Genomic DNA, 16,925 nt, shown 5'->3' with positions numbered 1-16,925 from the left:
GGGGACTCAGGCGTCGATGACGTCCGGCTCCTGCTGGTTGACCCGCACGTGCCCCCAGAAGGACGGCACGTCGTAGCGCGGCGGCAGCCAGCTCTCGTCGTCCACGAGCAGGCCGCCGGTGCCGTACTCGATCTGGAAGCCGGACGGCGTACGCACGTAGAACGAGATCATCTGGTCGTTGGAGTGCCGGCCCAGCGTCATCGCCAGCGGGGCCGCCTTCTCGGTGACCACCCGGTGGTACGCCCTGCCCACCGTGTCGATGTCGTCCACCTCGAACATGATGTGGCCGACACCGGGGGTCACGCCCGGGACCGCGGCGAACGCCATCGAGTGGTGCCGCTCGTTGCAGTGGGTGAAGGTCGCCGCGAGCGGGCCGAAGTCGATGTAGTCGCTGAAGCGGAAGCCCAGGACGTCGAAGTAGAGCGTGTTGTAGGCGTCCTCGTCGGACACCATCTGGAAGACGTGGCCGGCGCCGCCGCTGCCCGTGACGAACCGCGCGCCGGTGGGCGAGACGAACACGGTCTTGTCGTCCCGGAACCCGTAGAAGAGCTCGACCTGCAGCCCGTCGGGGTCGGTGAAGCTGACCAGCCCGCTGACCAGGCGCTCCTTGTACGCCACCTGCGGGTCCCAGCGGCGCACCGCGTAACCGGCGCCCTCCAGCCGCTGCGCCAGCTCCTCGAGCTCGGCCGCGCCGGCGACCTCCCAGCCGATCGTGGACGCGCGGTCCTCGTCCGACCGGCGGACCTCCAGCCGGTACGTCTTGTTGTCGCAGCGCAGGCGCAGGACGCCGTCGCCTCGCTCGGAGACCTGGAAGCCCAGGAGCCCGGTGGCGAACGTCTCCCACGCGTCGAGGTCGGACGCCGAGACGATGGCGTAGCCGAACCCGCGGATCCGTGCGGTCATGTGCGTGCCCTCCCAGGTGCCTCGCCCGCCCGTGGGGAGCGGGCCGGGTGTTCTCGCCGTGCAGCGCCGGACGGCGGCGGCGTGCTGGGACCGTGGCACGCCGGTGACGGCGACCTCCACGGCGGCGTGCCGCTCCGCGGGACGGGCGCGGCCGGGCCGGTGCCGTATGCTGGCCGACGTCGGGAGGGGAGTATCCCCGTAGCGTCACCCTCGTCATCACGGCGGACCACGGTCGCCCGGGGGGACGGCCCTCACCAGCTGGCGGTGGGAGAGACCTCCGGGCCGCGCACGCGTCCGTGACGTCCCCTTCCGGAAGTGGGTACCTCTGTGTTCGAAGCGACCACCACGTGGTGGGCCGGGACCATCGGCCTCGTCGTCGCCCTGCTGGTCCTCGACTTCGTCGTCGCCGCCCGGCGCCCGCACGTCGTCCACATCCGCGAGGCGACCATCTGGTCCGTCTTCTACATCGCGGTGGCGATCGTGTTCGGGCTGGTCCTCCTGGCGGTCGGCGGCGGCCAGGCCGGCACCGAGTACTTCGCCGGCTACATCGTCGAGAAGAGCCTGAGCGTCGACAACCTCTTCGTCTTCGTCATCATCCTGGCGAAGTTCGCCGTGCCACCGGAGCTGCAGCAGCGGGTGCTGCTGTTCGGCATCGCCCTCGCCCTGGTCATGCGCGGCGTCTTCATCGCGATCGGCGCCGCGGCGATCAGCGCGTTCTCCTTCGTCTTCGTCATCTTCGGCGCCTTCCTCATCTGGACGGGCATCCAGCTGGCCCGGCACCGCAACGAGGACCCCGACGCGGACAACGCGATCATCCGCTTCCTGCAGCGCAGGCTGCCGTACACCGAGCGCTTCGAGGGCACGAAGCTGCTCACGGTGGAGAACGGTCGCAAGGTCATGACCCCGCTGTTCCTGGTGTTCGTCGCGATCTCGTCCACGGACCTGCTGTTCGCGCTCGACTCGATCCCGGCGGTCTTCGGCATCACCCGCGACCCGTTCATCGTCTTCGCGACGAACGCCTTCGCGCTGCTCGGTCTGCGGGCGCTGTACTTCCTCATCCACGGCCTGCTCGACCGGCTCGTGTACCTGTCGCTGGGCCTGGCGGTCATCCTCATCTTCATCGGCGTCAAGCTGGTGCTGCTGTGGCTGCACGAGGACGTCAACGAGGCCTTCCCGCACGTGCCGACGATGGTCTCGCTCGGGGTGATCGTCGCGATCCTCGTCGTGACCACCGTCGCCAGCCTGGTCCGGGTGCGCCAGCACCCGGAGGAGAAGGCGCACGCCGGCCGGATCACGATGAAGAAGGCCGAGGACGGCGACGACGCCAGCCTACGCTGACGCCGGCGCCCCCGGGCGGCCGGCGTCCGGGGGTCACCAGCCCCTGGCCCGCCACTCCGGCAGGTGCGGGCGCTCGGCCCCCAGGGTCGTCCCCGCCCCGTGGCCCGGGTAGACCAGGGTCGGGTCCGGGTAGACGTCGAAGACCCGCCGCTGCACGTCGTCCAGGAGCCGGGTGAAGCGCTCCGGGTCCTGCCACGTGTTGCCCACGCCACCGGGGAACAGCGAGTCGCCGGTGAACAGGTGCACCGTCCCGGCCCGGTCGGTCCACGCCAGGGCCACCGAGCCGGGGGTGTGACCCCGCAGGTGGACGACGTCCAGCACGAGCTCGCCGACGCGCAGACGGTCGCCGTGGCGCAGCAGCTCGTCCACGGGGACGGGCAGGTCGCCGGCGTCCTCCTCGCCCGCGGCGGTGCGCGCCCCGGTCGCCCGGACGACGTCGGCGAGCGCGCGGTGGTGGTCCCAGTGCCCGTGCGTCGTGACGACCAGGTCGAGGCGTCCGCCCTCGGGCCCCGGTGAGCCGTGCTCGACCATGTCGAGCAGCCTCGGCGCGTCGTCGGCGGCGTCGACGAGCAGCTGGGCGCCCGTCGTCGCGCACGTCAGCAGGTAGGCGTTGTTGTCCATCTCGGAGACCGAAACCTGCCGCAGCTCCGCGCCGTCCAGCGCCGTGACCGTCATGTCGCTCATCGCTGCACCTTGTCACGCCGGGTCTCGTCGAGCGCGTCCGCCGCCCGGACCAGCGCCAGGTGCGACAGCGCCTGCGGGGTGTTGCCGATCTGCCTGCCGCCGGGCACGTCGTACTCCTCCGACAGCAGCCCCACGTCGTTGCACAGCCCGACGAGACGTTCCATCAGCGCCTGCGCGTCGTCCACGCGGCCGCTGCGCGCGTACTGCTCGACGAGCCAGAACGAGCACGCCAGGAAGGGGTGCTCGCCGGGCGGCAGGCCGTCCACGCCCTCCTCGGTGCGGTACCGCAGCAGGAGCCCGTCCTGCAGCAGGTCCTCCTCGAGGGCAGCGACCGTGCCGAGCATCCTCGGGTCGTCCGGCGCGCAGAAGCCGACCTGCGCCAGCTGCAGCAGCGAGGCGTCGACCCCCGCGCTGCCGTAGTGCTGCGTGTACGTGCCGCGGACGGCGTCCCAGCCGTGCTCCTCGACGTCCGCGCGGACGCGGTCGCGCAGCGCGGCCCACCGGTCGGCCGGGCCGTCGAGGCCGTGCTCGCGGACGGCCCGCACCCCGCGGTCGAGGGCCGCCCAGATCATCACGCGGGAGTGCGTGAAGTGCCGCTCGGGTCCGCGGATCTCCCAGATGCCGTGGTCGGGACGGTCCCAGCTGCGGGCGACGTACTCGGTCAGCGCGCGCTGGAGCGGCCAGGAGAACTCGTCCTCGTCGATGCCGGCGCACCGCGCGTTCTCCAACGCCACCATCACCTCCCCGAGGACGTCGGCCTGGTACTGGCCGACGGCGCCGTTGCCGACGCGCACCGGTGACGAGCCCTCGTAGCCGGGCAGTGACGTCAGCTCCCGCTCGGGCAGGTCCCGCTCGCCGGCCAGCCCGTACATGATCTGGACGTCCTCGGGGGACCCCGCGACCGCGCGCAGCAGCCAGTCCCGCCACGCCCGGGCCTCCTGGGTGTAGCCGTGGAGCATCAGCGCCTCGAGCGTCAGTGCCGTGTCCCGCAGCCAGCAGTACCGGTAGTCCCAGTTGCGGACGCCGCCGATCTCCTCGGGCAGCGACGTCGTCGCGGCGGCCACCACGCCGCCGGTGTCCTCGTGGGTCAGGGCGCGCAGCACCAGCAGCGACCGGCGCACCGCCTCGGGCCACGCGCTGCGGCCGACGTCGGCGCGGTCGGCCCAGTCCTGCCACCAGCGCAGCGTGCGGTCGAGCCGCTCGTCCACGTCCAGGACCTCGGGCAGGTCGCGGTGGGACGGGTACCAGGTGAGCACCAGGTCGGTCGTGACGCCCTCGGCGATGGTCATCGTGGCGGTGTGGCTGTGGTCCTGCGCGCGGGGGACGGGACCGCCGCGCAGGGCGACGGCGTCCGGTCCGGCGACGGCGAGCAGCCGGGGACGCTCGTCGGGCGTCTCCTCCCGTCCCACCCGACGGACCCACGGCAGCGCCGTGGCGTACTCGAACCGGACGGCGAGCTCCTGGCGCATCCGCACGGTGCCACGCAGCCCCGTCACGCGCCGGACGACGTCCGCCCGCCGGTCGCCGACCGGCATGAGGTCGAGGACCTGAACGGCACCCCCAGCCGTCTCCCAGACGGTCTCGAGGACGAAGGTGTCCCCGACGTAGCGCCGCCTGCTCGCGACCACCTCCTCGTCGGGCGCCAGCAACCACCGGCCGTGGTCGGGTCCGCCGAGCAGCGCACCGAACGTCGAGGGCGAGTCGTACCTCGGCAGGCACAGCCAGTCGATGCTGCCGTCGCGGCCGACGAGGGCCGCGGTGTGGCAGTCGCTGATGACGGCGTAGTCCTCGATGCGGAGAGGCATCCGGCCATCCTGCCTGGCAGGGTGGGCGCATGGCAGGGCGACAGCGCGCGACGGAGGGCCCGGTCGGGGCCGACGAGCACGGAGCCAGGACGCGCACCCTCGTGGTGCTGGGCGCCACGGGGGACCTGACGGGCAGGTTGCTGCTGCCCGGGCTGGGTGGCCTGCTGGCGAACGGCCTCGGCGAGGGGCTACGGCTGCTGGGGGTGGGGACCGAGGACTGGGACGACGAGCGCTGGCGTGAGCGGGTGAGGTCGTCGTTCCGTTCGGGAGGTGCCCGGGGCGACGACGTCGAACGCGTCGCCGCCGGGTCGCGGTACGTGCGGGCCGACGTGACCGACGCCGCCGACCTGCGCCGGGTGCTGGGGGAGTGCGAGCCCCCGCCCGCCCTGTTCTTCGCGCTGCCGCCCGCGGTGACGGCCCGCGCGTGCGAGGCGCTGCTGGGCACCGACCTGCCGCCGGGCACGAGGCTGGTGATGGAGAAGCCCTTCGGGACCGATCTGGCCAGTGCCCGCGCCCTGAACAAGCTCGTCACCCGGCTGGTCCCCGAGGACCACGTCCACCGCGTCGACCACTTCCTCGGCAAGTCGACGGTGCTCAACCTGCTCGGCGTGCGGTTCGCCAACCGCATGCTCGAGCCGGTGCTCAACGCCGAGCACGTGGAGTCGGTCGACGTGGTGTTCGACGAGACCCTCGGGCTGGAGGGCCGGGCGGGCTACTACGACGGCGCCGGCGCGCTGGTCGACATGATCCAGAGCCACCTGCTGCAGGTGATGGCCCTGCTGGCCATGGAGGCGCCACCGACCCTGACCGCCGTCGACCTCAGGGACCGCAAGGCCGCTGTGCTGCGCGCCTCGAGGGTCCTGGACGGCGACCCCGAGCGCTGGAGCCGGCGCGCCCGCTACGCGGCGGGGCGGGTGGGGGACCGCGACCTGCCGGCCTACGCCGACGAGCCGGGCGTCGACCCGGCCCGCGGGACCGAGACCCTCGCCGAGGTGGTGGTGGGGGTGGACACCTGGCGCTGGCACGGCGTGCCCTTCCGGCTGCGCTCGGGCAAGGCGATGTCCGCGGTCCGCAAGGAGGCGGTGGTCACGTTCCGGCGACCCCCGCGGGTGCCCACGGGCCTGAGCGGCTGGGACGCCCCGGACCGGTTGCGGATCGGGTTCGGCCCGGACCGGCTGCACCTCGACCTCAACGTCAACGGCCCGGCCGACCCGTTCGAGCTGGAGTCCGTGACGCTGGACGCCGACCTCGGGCCGGGCCAGCTGTCGCCGTACGGGGAGGTCCTCGCCGGTGTGCTCGAGGCCGACCCGACCCTGTCGGTGCGCGGTGACACCGCGGAGGAGTGCTGGCGGCTGGTCGAGCCCGTGCTCGCCGCCTGGCGCGAGGACGCGGTGCCGCTCGAGGAGTACCCGGCCGGCAGCGACGGGCCACCGGGCTGGTCGGCCGACGCCGGCTGACGCCGGTCGACGGTCAGCCCCAGGAGGGCAGCTCCGGCAGGTCCCGGTCCGACTGCAGGCCGGTTCCCTGCGAGCGGCCGGTGAGCCACGCCAGGAGGTCGGCCGCGCTCCCGGTGACGACCTGGCCGTCGGCGGGGCCGGCCTCCCACCCCGTGTCGGTCGCCCGCAGGCGCAGGGCCAGGCCGCCGGTGACCCGCTCGACCGCCTCGACCAGGCCGCGGTCGACGACGGGACGGGGCAGGTCGGCGGTGGTGGTCCCGGTCGCGAGGTCCACGTGGTGGTAGGCCACCTCGCGGACCCGCCACCACAGCACCTCGTGCGCCGGCGCCTCGTGACCGCTGCCGGCCCGCACGAGCACGTGCCGGCGGTCCTCGGGCAGCTCGGCGATCGCCGCGAGCAGCCGCTCACCGGCGGACTCGAGGTCGGACTCCAGCTCGGACGCCGACCGCGCGGCGCCGGCCTCGATGTCGGCGTCCCTGGCCTCGCGCGAGGGGTACATCGGCGTGGGCTCGCCGGTGCGGGCCCAGTGCACGAGGTTGCCCAGCGCGTCGGCGTTGCGGGCCACGTGGGCCAGGACGTGCCCGCGCGTCCAGCCCGGCAGCAGCGACGCCGCCCGCACGTCCTCGTCGTCCAGCTCCTTGACGGTGTCCATGAACCGGTCGGAGACGTCGGCCAGCAGGCCGAGCGTGCGCACGTACCCCGCGTCGTCGGCCGGGTCGCGGGACAGGTCCAGGTCGTCGAAGCGGTGCGCCGGGTCGTCGCTCATGTGACGCACGTTACCGGCGCCGTGCGACCCCTTCCCGGGCGCGGGCGGCGCGGGAGGTCGTTGTCGGATCCCGCACTTACCATCGTCGGGTGGCTCCACCCGCCGACCGTCCCTCCACCCAGCCCGCCGACCCGAAGGCCTCCGTGAGCACCCCACACCAGCAGCTCGTCGTGCGCGGAGCGCGCGAGCACAACCTCAAGGACGTCTCCCTCGACCTGCCGCGCGACGCCCTCGTCGTGTTCACCGGCCTGTCGGGCTCGGGCAAGTCGTCGCTGGCCTTCGACACGATCTTCGCGGAGGGTCAGCGGCGGTACGTCGAGTCCCTGTCGGCCTACGCCCGGCAGTTCCTGGGCCAGATGGACAAGCCGGACGTCGACTTCATCGAGGGCCTGTCGCCGGCGGTCTCCATCGACCAGAAGTCCACGTCGCGCAACCCGCGCTCGACGGTCGGCACCATCACCGAGGTGTACGACTACCTGCGCCTGCTGTGGGCGCGGGCCGGCACGCCGCACTGCCCGGTGTGCGACGAGCCGATCGGGCGCCAGACGCCCCAGCAGATCGTCGACCGGCTCCTCGAGCTGGAGGAGGGCACGCGCTTCCAGGTGCTGGCCCCGGTGGTCCGGGGGCGCAAGGGGGAGTACCAGGACCTCTTCGCCGAGCTGCAGCAGAAGGGCTTCGCCCGCGCACGGGTCGACGGCGAGGTGGTGTCCCTGACCGACCCGCCCCAGCTGGAGAAGAAGCTCAAGCACACCATCGACGTGGTGGTCGACCGGCTCGTCGCGAAGGGCTCGGTCAAGCGCCGGCTGACGGACTCGGTGGAGACGGCGCTGGGCCTGTCGGGCGGCCTGGTGGTCGTCGAGCTCGTGGACGCGGGCGAGGACGCACCCGACCGGGAACGCCGCTTCAGCGAGAAGATGGCCTGCCCGAACGACCACCCGCTGAGCCTGGACGAGATCGAGCCGCGGACCTTCTCGTTCAACGCCCCGTACGGGGCGTGCGACGTCTGCACCGGCATCGGCACCCGGCTCGAGGTCGACCCGGAGCTGCTCGTCCCGGACGAGGACCTCAGCCTCAACGAGGGTGCGATCGCCCCGTGGGGCGCGAGCAAGAGCGGTGACTACTACCACCGGCTCATGGGTGGGCTGGCGAAGCAGCTGAGCTTCGACCTCGACACCCCGTGGCGGGCGCTGCCGAAGCGGGCCCGCGACGCCCTGCTGCACGGCAAGGACTACGAGGTCCACGTCAAGTACCGCAACCGGTTCGGCCGCGAGCGCTCCTACACCACCGGTTTCGAGGGGGTCGTGCCCTTCGTGCAGCGCCGGCACGGCGAGACCGAGTCGGACTGGTCGCGGGAGAAGTACGAGGGGTACATGCGGGAGATCCCGTGCCCCGCCTGCCAGGGGGCCCGGCTCAAGAAGGAGGTCCTGGCCGTCAAGGTCGGCGGGCGCTCGATCGCGGACGCCTGCGCGCTGCCGATCCGCGACTGCGCCGCCTTCCTCGGGGACCTCGAGCTCGGGGCGCGCCAGCGGCAGATCGCCGAGGCGGTCCTCAAGGAGATCAACGCCCGCCTCGGGTTCCTGCTCGACGTCGGGCTGGACTACCTGTCCCTGGACCGGCCGGCCGGCACGCTGTCCGGTGGTGAGGCGCAGCGCATCCGCCTGGCCACCCAGATCGGCTCGGGGCTGGTCGGCGTGCTGTACGTGCTCGACGAGCCGAGCATCGGCCTGCACCAGCGCGACAACCACCGCCTGATCGAGACGCTGACGCGGCTGCGGGACCTCGGCAACACGCTCATCGTCGTGGAGCACGACGAGGACACCATCCGGGTGGCGGACTGGGTGGTCGACATCGGTCCGGGGGCGGGGGAGCACGGCGGGCAGGTCGTGCACTCCGGGCCCGTCCAGGGGCTGCTGGACCACCCGGACTCCCTGACCGGCGCGTACCTGTCCCGCCGCGTCGAGATCGACACCCCCGCGGTCCGCCGGCCGCGCGAGAAGGGGCGCGAGCTCACCGTCGTGGGTGCGCGCGAGCACAACCTCCGGTCGATCGACGTGAGCTTCCCGCTCGGGTGCATGGTCGCGGTGACCGGTGTGTCCGGCTCGGGCAAGTCCACCTTGGTCAACGACATCCTCTACAAGGTCCTGGCCAACCAGCTCAACGGCGCCCGGCAGGTCCCCGGCCGGCACAAGCGGGTCACCGGGCTCGACCACCTCGACAAGGTGGTGCACGTCGACCAGAGCCCCATCGGCCGCACGCCACGGTCCAACCCGGCCACGTACACCGGCGTCTGGGACCACGTCCGCAAGCTGTTCGCGACCACGACGGAGGCCAAGGTCCGCGGCTACCAGCCGGGCCGCTTCTCGTTCAACGTCAAGGGCGGTCGCTGCGAGAACTGCCAGGGCGACGGCACCATCAAGATCGAGATGAACTTCCTGCCGGACGTCTACGTGCCGTGCGAGGTGTGCCACGGCGCGCGGTACAACCGCGAGACGCTCGAGGTGCACTTCAAGGGCAAGACCGTCGCCGACGTGCTCGACATGCCGATCGAGGAGGCCGCGGAGTTCTTCGAGGCCGTCCCCGCCATCGCCAGGTACCTGCGCACCCTGGTCGAGGTCGGGCTGGGCTACGTGCGGCTGGGCCAGCCCGCTCCCACCCTGTCCGGTGGCGAGGCGCAGCGGGTCAAGCTCGCAGCCGAGCTCCAGAAGCGCTCCAGCGGGCGCACGGTGTACGTGCTGGACGAGCCGACCACCGGCCTGCACTTCGAGGACATCCGCAAGCTGCTCGGGGTGCTGCAGGGCCTGGTCGACAAGGGCAACACGGTGATCGTCATCGAGCACAACCTCGACGTGATCAAGAGCGCCGACTGGATCATCGACATGGGTCCCGAGGGTGGGTCGGGCGGTGGCCAGGTGGTGGCGACCGGCACCCCCGAGGAGGTGGCCGCGCACGAGACCAGCCACACCGGCCGGTTCCTGCGTCAGGTGGTCCCCGTGGCGGCTGGCGCCCCGGCCGCCGTGGGCGGCCGCAAGCGCTCGCCGTCCGCCGCTCGCCGTGGCCCGTCGACGGGCTCTGCCGCGCCGCGGCGGGGGAGTCCGGCGGCCGCGGCACGCCGCAGCTGAACCGGCGCCGGGGTGGCCGCTGCCGGGACCGCGTAGCGGCGGCGTGTCCGGGTGCGATCATGTCGGCGTGAGCGATCGCCTCGACGACCTGTGCCCCTCCCGACGCGGCCTGCTGCAGGCCCTGGCCGGTGCGGTCCTGCTGCCCGGCGTCCTCGTCGCGTGCGGGGGCGGCGCCGGGGACGGGGACGAGTCGGCGGACGGCGCCGCGACCGGCACCCTGGCCGCGGCCGACGTCCCGGTCGGGCAGGCGGTCGTCGTCTCCGTCTCCGGGGTGCCCGTCGTCGTCGCCCAGCCCACCGAGGGCGAGTTCGTGGCCTTCAGCGCCGCATGCACCCACCAGGGCACCACGGTCACGGTGCGCGAGGGCACCGACCTCGTCTGCCCGAACCACGGGAGCCGCTTCGACGGCTCCGACGGTGCGGTGCTGGCGGGGCCGGCGACCTCCCCGCTGCGGTCGCTGCCGGTCGCGCAGGACGGTGACGTGCTGCGCGTCGGCTGAGGCGGGGCGCCCGTCCTGGGCCGTCGGACGCGCTGCCTACCCTGGGTCCGTGGCCGACCCCTCGACCTACCGCCCGCGTCCCGGTGAGGTCCCCGACCAGCCGGGCGTCTACCGGTTCCGCGACGCGCACGGCCGGGTCGTCTACGTCGGCAAGGCCAAGAGCCTGCGGTCGCGGCTGGCCTCCTACTTCCAGGACCTGGCCGGGCTGCACCAGCGGACCCAGCAGATGGTCACCACCGCCGCCTCCGTCGAGTGGACGGTGGTGGGGACGGAGGTCGAGGCGCTCCAGCTCGAGTACGCGTGGATCAAGGAGTTCGACCCGCGGTTCAACGTCCGCTACCGAGACGACAAGTCCTACCCGTACCTGGCGGTCACGATGGGCGAGGAGTTCCCCCGGGTCCAGGTGATGCGCGGCGCCAAGCGCAAGGGCACCCGGTACTTCGGGCCGTACGCCCACGCGTGGGCGATCCGCGAGACGGTCGACCTGCTGCTGCGGGTCTTCCCGGTCCGCACGTGCTCCGCCGGGGTGTTCAAGCGCGCCCAGCAGGTCGGGCGGCCCTGCCTGCTGGGGTACATCGACAAGTGCTCCGCGCCGTGCGTGGGCCGGGTGAGCCCGCAGGAGCACCGGGAGCTGGCCGAGGACTTCGCGGCCTTCATGGCCGGTGACACCCAGCGGTTCGTGCGGCGGCTCGAGCGGGAGATGCGGGAGGCGTCCGCGCAGCTGGAGTTCGAGCGCGCCGCGCGGCTACGGGACGACGTCGCGGCGCTGACGAGGGCGATGGAGAAGAGCGCCGTCGTCCTTCCCGACGCCACCGACGCGGACGTCTTCGCCCTGGCGGAGGACGAGCTGGAGGCGGCGGTGCAGGTGTTCCACGTCCGCGGCGGGCGGGTGCGCGGGCAGCGCGGCTGGGTGGTCGAGAAGGTCGAGCCGCTGACCCGGGCCGAGCTGGTGGAGCACCTGCTGCAGCAGGTGTACGGCGACGCCGACCCCGCGTCCGTGCCCCGCGAGGTCCTCGTGCCCACCGACCCGGCCCAGGTGCAGGACGTCGCCGCGTGGCTCACCGGCCTGCGCGGCGCGCGCGTCGACGTGCGGGTGCCGCAGCGCGGGGACAAGCGCGCGCTCATGCAGACGGTCGAGCGCAACGCCACCCAGGCGCTGTCGCTGCACAAGACCCGGCGGGCCGGTGACCTGACGACGCGGAGCCAGGCGCTGCAGGAGCTGCAGGAGGCCCTGGAGCTGCCCGAGGCGCCGCTGCGGATCGAGTGCTACGACGTCTCCAACCTCCAGGGCACCGAGGTCGTGGCCTCGATGGTGGTGTTCGAGGACGGCCTGCCGCGCAAGGGCGAGTACCGGCGGTTCGCGGTGCGGGGGACCGACGGCCAGGACGACGTGGCCGCGGTCCGCGAGGTCATCACCCGGCGCTTCCGCCGCTACCTCGACGAGCGCGAGCAGTCCGGCGAGCTCGACCTCGGGGTCGGCCCCGAGCGTGAGTCCGACGACGGTGACCGTGACGTCGCAGGCGTCGCCGACCCGGTGGGCGGGGGAGCCCCGCCACCGCCCGCCACGGGTGGCCCGGTCGACCCCGAGACCGGCCGGCCGCGCCGCTTCGCCTACCCGCCGCAGCTGGTGGTCGTCGACGGTGGTCAGCCGCAGGTGGCTGCTGCCGCGGCCGCCCTGGCCGGCCTCGGCATCGAGGACGTCGCCCTGTGCGGCCTGGCCAAGCGGCTCGAGGAGGTGTGGCTGCCCGGCGAGGACCACCCGACGATCCTGCCGAGGACGAGCCAGGGCCTCTACCTGCTGCAGCGGGTGCGGGACGAGGCCCACCGCTTCGCCGTCTCCTACCACCGGCAGCGGCGGTCCAAGGCGATGACCCGCAGCGCCCTGGACGAGGTCCCCGGGCTGGGGCCGACCCGCCGCAAGGCGCTGCTGCGTCACTTCGGGTCGCTGCGGAACCTGCGCGCGGCCACCGTCGACGACATCGCCGAGGTGCCGGGCATCGGGCGGGTCACCGCCGCGGTCGTGCACGAGCACCTGGCGCACCCGGAGCGGGCCGCGGCGCCCGCGGTCAACACCGCGACCGGTGAGCTGGTCGACGGCTGAGGGCGACGGCCCGCGCGCTGGCGCCCGGCCGGACTGCGAGGATGAGGCCGACGGGCCGTGCGGCGGCCCGTCGGCCCGTCCCACCCACCGGGAGGAAGCACCCATGACCACCGAACCCGCCGACGCGGGTACCGCGACGGCACCCAAGCCGGAGCTGCTCATCGTCACCGGCATGTCCGGCGCCGGTCGCACGACCGCCGCCAACATGCTGGAGGACCTGGGCTGGTTCGTGGTCGACAACCTCCCGCCGCAGATGCTGGGACCGCTCGCCGTGCTCGCAGCCAAGGTCGGCTCCTCCCTACCCCGGGTCGCCGTCGTCGTGGACGTCCGGGGCCGCAGCTTCTTCACCGACGTGCGGGACTCCCTGGCCGGGCTGCGCGACAGCGGCGTGCTGCTGCGGGTGCTCTTCCTGGACGCCAGCGACGAGGCCCTGGTCCGCCGGTTCGAGTCCGTGCGCCGGCCCCACCCGCTGCAGGGCGAGGGGCGCATCCTCGACGGCATCGCGCGCGAGCGCGAGCTCGTCGGCGACCTGCGCGGGACCGCGGACCTGGTCATCGACACCACCCACCTCAACGTCCACCAGCTGTCCGCCAAGGTGCTGCAGACCTTCGCCGACGACGCGCCGAGCCGCCTGCGCGTCACGGTGATGTCGTTCGGCTTCAAGTACGGCATCCCGGTGGACGCCGACCACGTCGTCGACGTCCGGTTCCTGCCCAACCCGTACTGGGTGCCGGAGCTGCGCGGGCTGACCGGTCGCGAGCCCCAGGTCAGCGAGTACGTGCTCGGTCAGGCCGGGGCGGGGGAGTTCGTCGAGCGGTACGTCGCCGCCCTGGAACCGGTGATGGCCGGGTACCTGCGGGAGAACCGCGCCTACGTGACGATCGCCGTCGGGTGCACCGGCGGCAAGCACCGCTCCGTCGCCCTGTCCGAGGAGGTCGCCCAGCGACTGCGCGCGCAGGGTGTCAACGCCGGGACCGTCCACCGGGACCTGGGGCGCGAGTGAGGGGGCGTCGCGTCGTCGCCCTCGGCGGCGGGCACGGCCTGGCCGCCTCCCTGTCGGCCCTGCGCCACCTCACCGACCGGTTGACGGCGGTCGTGACCGTCGCCGACGACGGCGGGTCCAGCGGGCGGCTGCGCCGGGAGCTGGGTGTCCTGCCGCCCGGGGACCTGCGGATGGCCCTGTCGGCGCTCTGCGAGGACGGCGAGTGGGGCAGCACGTGGCGGGACGTCATGCAGCACCGGTTCCGCAGCGACGGGCCCCTCGACCAGCACGCGGTCGGCAACCTGCTCATCGCCGCGCTGTGGGAGCTGCTCGGGGACCCCGTGCAGGGCCTGGACCTCGTCGGCCGGCTGCTCGGCTGCCGCGGCCGGGTGCTGCCGATGTCGACGGTCCCGATGGACATCGAGGCGGACGTCGAGGGCCTCGGCCCCGGTCCGGTCGTGGTGCGCGGCCAGGCCCACGTCGCGACCACACCCGGGCGGGTCACCGGTGTGCGCCTGCTCCCGGAGCACGCGGTGGCCTGCCCGGAGGCGGTGACGGCGGTGCGCCAGGCCGAGTGGGTCGTGCTCGGACCGGGGTCCTGGTTCACGTCGGTGATGCCGCACCTGCTGGTCCCGGGTCTGCGCGAGGCGCTGGTGGAGGGGTCGGCGCGCACCTGCCTGACCATGAACCTGTCCTCGCAGACGGGGGAGACCCGCGGGCTGAGTGCCGCCGAGCACGTGCGCGCCGTCGCCCGGCACGCCCCGGACCTGCGGGTCGACGTCGTCCTGGCCGACCCGCGGGCCGTCGACGACGTGGACGACCTCGTCGACGCGGCGCAGGAGGTCGGTGGCCAGGTGCTCCTGCGGCAGGTGTCGTCGGTCACGGCACCGGCCCAGCACGACCCGCTGCGGCTCGCGGCGGCCCTGCAGGACGTGCTCGACCGGGCCCTCGGGGACACGTGACGTCCGCGTCCCGCCGGGTGCCGACGCACCGCTGCCGCACGGACCCGCCGGCGGCGGTGGCAGGATGAGCCCATGGCGCTGACGGCACAGGTGAAGGACGAGCTCAGCCGCCTGCAGGTGACGAAGTCCTGCTGCCGCAAGGCCGAGGTCTCCTCGATGCTGCGGTTCGCCGGGGGGCTGCACATCATCTCGGGCCGGATCGTCATCGAGGCGGAGCTCGACACGGGGGCGGCGGCGCGCAGGCTGCGCAAGGACGTCGCCGACGTGTACGGGCACACCAGCGACGTCCTGGTGATCTCCGCCGGCGGCCTGCGGCGCGGCACGCGGTACGTCGTCCGGGTGGTGCGCGAGGGGGAGTCGCTCGCCCGGCAGACCGGTCTGCTGGACCAGCGCGGTCGGCCCGTGCGGGGGCTGCCGCCGCAGGTGGTCTCGGGCGCCACGTGCGACGCGGAGTCGGCGTGGCGCGGCGCCTTCCTCGCCCACGGCTCGCTGACCGAACCGGGCCGGTCCTCGGCCCTGGAGGTCACCTGCCCGGGCCCCGAGGCGGCCCTGGCGCTCGTCGGCGCGGCCCGGCGGCTGGGCATCCAGGCGAAGGCGCGCGAGGTCCGCGGCGTGGACCGCGTCGTGATCCGCGACGGCGACGCGATCGGCGCGATGCTGACGCGGCTGGGTGCCCACGACGCCGTCCTGGTCTGGGAGGAGCGGCGGATGCGCCGCGAGGTCCGCGCGACGGCCAACCGGCTGGCGAACTTCGACGACGCGAACCTGCGCCGGTCCGCGCGGGCGGCGGTCGCGGCGGGGGCGCGCGTGGAGCGGGCCCTGGAGATCCTCGGGGAGGACGTGCCCGAGCACCTGCGGACGGCCGGGCGGCTACGCCTGGAGCACAAGCAGGCGTCACTGGAGGAGCTCGGCCAGCTCGCCGACCCGCCGATGACGAAGGACGCGGTCGCCGGCCGGATCCGCCGGCTGCTGGCGATGGCCGACCGGCGCGCTGCCGAGCTCGGCGTCCCCGGCACGGACGCCAACCTCACGCCGGACATGCTGGACGCCTGACGCCTGACGCCTGACGCCGGGCCTGCCTCCGCGGCGGGTCCCGCCGGACCCGGGTGTCCGCTCCGTGGTCGGGACCTTCGCCCCGCGAGAGCGACCCCCCGGTAACGAGTAGGGTCGTGCCCGGTGCGGGGGCAGCAGGTCCTCGGCCCCCGAGCAGACGTCCCGCCGGCGCGACGCCGGCCCGTTGTGAGGAGACTTCTTGACCATCCGCGTGGGCATCAACGGCTTCGGCCGCATCGGCCGCAACTTCCTCCGCGCCGCCCTGGCCTCCGGCGCCGACATCGAGGTCGTCGGCGTGAACGACCTCACGGACAACAAGACGCTGGCGCACCTGCTGAAGTACGACTCGATCCTGGGCCGCCTCGGTGACGTCACGTACACCGAGGACGAGATCTCCGTCGGCGGCAAGACCTTCAAGGCGCTCGCCGAGCGCGACCCGTCCGCGCTGCCGTGGGGCGACCTCGGCGCCGACGTCGTCATCGAGTCGACCGGCATCTTCACCGACGCCACGAAGGCCAGGGCCCACGTCGACGGCGGGGCGAAGAAGGTCATCATCTCGGCGCCGGCCAAGAACGAGGACGTCACGGTCGTGATGGGCGTGAACCACGACGACTACGACCCGTCGGCGCACACGATCATCTCCAACGCGTCCTGCACGACGAACTGCCTGGCGCCGATGGCGAAGGCCATCCACGACGAGTTCGGCATCGTCAAGGGTCTGATGACGACGATCCACGCCTACACGCAGGACCAGAACCTGCAGGACGGCCCGCACAAGGACCTGCGGCGCGCCCGCGCCGCCGCGGTCAACATCGTCCCCACCTCCACCGGTGCGGCGAAGGCGATCGGGCTGGTCATGCCCGACCTCAAGGGCAAGCTCGACGGCTACGCGCTGCGCGTCCCGATCCCCACCGGCTCGGCCACCGACCTGACCGTCAACGTGGGCCGCGAGACCAGCGTCGAGGAGGTCAACGCGGCGGTGAAGGCTGCGGCGGAGGGCCCGCTCAAGGGCTACCTGCGCTACACCGAGGACCCGATCGTGTCGGCGGACATCGTCACCGACCCGGCGTCCTGCATCTTCGACGCCGGCCTGACGAAGGTGATGGGCGAGCAGGTCAAGGTCGTCGGCTGGTACGACAACGAGTGGGGCTACTCCAACCGCCTCGTCGACCTCGTCGGGCTCGTCGGCGCCGACCTCTGACCGACGCGTGCGCCGGGGCGGTCCGCAGGGACCTCCCCGGCGCGCGGCGCGTCCC

13 protein-coding genes are annotated in these 16,925 nt (G+C 73.5%); 9 read left to right on the top strand and 4 right to left on the bottom strand.

Annotated elements, in window-relative coordinates; genetic code table 11:
- Positions 1–6 precede the first annotated feature (6 nt).
- Positions 7–903, bottom strand: a complete 897-nt coding sequence (locus tag ACYVQV_RS01345; RefSeq protein WP_461021452.1) for a VOC family protein — start codon at positions 901–903, stop codon at positions 7–9.
- A gap of 327 nt (positions 904–1,230) precedes the next feature.
- Between ACYVQV_RS01345 and ACYVQV_RS01340 the strand changes: the two genes are divergently transcribed.
- The gene (locus tag ACYVQV_RS01340) at positions 1,231–2,241 is read left to right on the top strand and encodes a TerC family protein (RefSeq protein ID WP_461021451.1); all 1,011 of its coding nucleotides are present in this window, start codon (positions 1,231–1,233) and stop codon (positions 2,239–2,241) included.
- A gap of 33 nt (positions 2,242–2,274) precedes the next feature.
- On the opposite strand, the gene ACYVQV_RS01335 is transcribed toward ACYVQV_RS01340, so the two are convergent.
- Together ACYVQV_RS01335 and ACYVQV_RS01330 are read right to left on the bottom strand one after the other, a co-directional pair.
- Complete coding sequence (locus ACYVQV_RS01335) at positions 2,275–2,925, bottom strand: MBL fold metallo-hydrolase (RefSeq protein ID WP_461021450.1); 651 nt, start codon at positions 2,923–2,925, stop codon at positions 2,275–2,277.
- Positions 2,922–4,730, bottom strand: coding sequence for a glycoside hydrolase family 15 protein (locus ACYVQV_RS01330; protein ID WP_461021449.1), 1,809 nt, complete (start codon positions 4,728–4,730; stop codon positions 2,922–2,924). The genes ACYVQV_RS01335 and ACYVQV_RS01330 overlap by 4 nt, the downstream gene beginning before the upstream one ends.
- A 29-nt stretch (positions 4,731–4,759) precedes the next feature.
- On the opposite strand from ACYVQV_RS01330, the gene ACYVQV_RS01325 reads away from it, so the two are divergent.
- On the top strand, positions 4,760–6,187 hold the full coding sequence (locus ACYVQV_RS01325) for a glucose-6-phosphate dehydrogenase (protein ID WP_461021448.1): 1,428 nt from the start codon (positions 4,760–4,762) through the stop codon (positions 6,185–6,187).
- Positions 6,188–6,200: 13 nt separating this feature from the next.
- Here the strand turns inward: ACYVQV_RS01325 and ACYVQV_RS01320 are convergent, their stop codons facing one another.
- Entirely contained in the window at positions 6,201–6,953 is a 753-nt protein-coding gene (locus ACYVQV_RS01320) for a maleylpyruvate isomerase family mycothiol-dependent enzyme (RefSeq protein WP_461021447.1), read from the bottom strand.
- Positions 6,954–7,096: 143 nt separating this feature from the next.
- Here ACYVQV_RS01320 and uvrA point away from each other — a divergent pair, with 143 nt between their 5' ends.
- From uvrA to gap, 7 genes are all read left to right on the top strand, one after another.
- Positions 7,097–10,072 (top strand): excinuclease ABC subunit UvrA, encoded by a 2,976-nt coding sequence (gene uvrA / locus ACYVQV_RS01315; protein WP_461021446.1) that lies wholly within the window; start codon positions 7,097–7,099, stop codon positions 10,070–10,072.
- Between the two features lie 67 nt (positions 10,073–10,139).
- Positions 10,140–10,571 (top strand): QcrA and Rieske domain-containing protein, encoded by a 432-nt coding sequence (locus tag ACYVQV_RS01310; RefSeq protein WP_461021445.1) that lies wholly within the window; start codon positions 10,140–10,142, stop codon positions 10,569–10,571.
- A 49-nt stretch (positions 10,572–10,620) separates the two neighbouring features.
- Positions 10,621–12,672 carry an excinuclease ABC subunit UvrC gene (gene uvrC, locus ACYVQV_RS01305; protein ID WP_461021444.1) on the top strand — a complete coding sequence of 684 codons (2,052 nt, stop codon included), beginning with the start codon at positions 10,621–10,623 and terminating at the stop codon, positions 12,670–12,672.
- A gap of 103 nt (positions 12,673–12,775) precedes the next feature.
- Positions 12,776–13,675 carry an RNase adapter RapZ gene (gene rapZ / locus ACYVQV_RS01300; protein WP_461021443.1) on the top strand — a complete coding sequence of 300 codons (900 nt, stop codon included), beginning with the start codon at positions 12,776–12,778 and terminating at the stop codon, positions 13,673–13,675.
- Positions 13,672–14,616 (top strand): gluconeogenesis factor YvcK family protein, encoded by a 945-nt coding sequence (locus tag ACYVQV_RS01295; protein ID WP_461021442.1) that lies wholly within the window; start codon positions 13,672–13,674, stop codon positions 14,614–14,616. The genes rapZ and ACYVQV_RS01295 overlap by 4 nt, the downstream gene beginning before the upstream one ends.
- 72 nt (positions 14,617–14,688) lie before the next feature.
- On the top strand, positions 14,689–15,669 hold the full coding sequence (whiA, locus tag ACYVQV_RS01290; protein WP_461021441.1) for a DNA-binding protein WhiA: 981 nt from the start codon (positions 14,689–14,691) through the stop codon (positions 15,667–15,669).
- Positions 15,670–15,868: 199 nt separating this feature from the next.
- Positions 15,869–16,870, top strand: a complete 1,002-nt coding sequence (gene gap / locus ACYVQV_RS01285; RefSeq protein ID WP_461021440.1) for a type I glyceraldehyde-3-phosphate dehydrogenase — start codon at positions 15,869–15,871, stop codon at positions 16,868–16,870.
- The last annotated feature ends 55 nt before the right edge of the window (positions 16,871–16,925 follow it).

The sequence above is a fragment of the Thalassiella azotivora genome (genome assembly GCF_054781695.1).
Note: the sequence above shows the minus strand (reverse complement) of the source record. Positions and strands in the feature narration are given on the sequence as shown.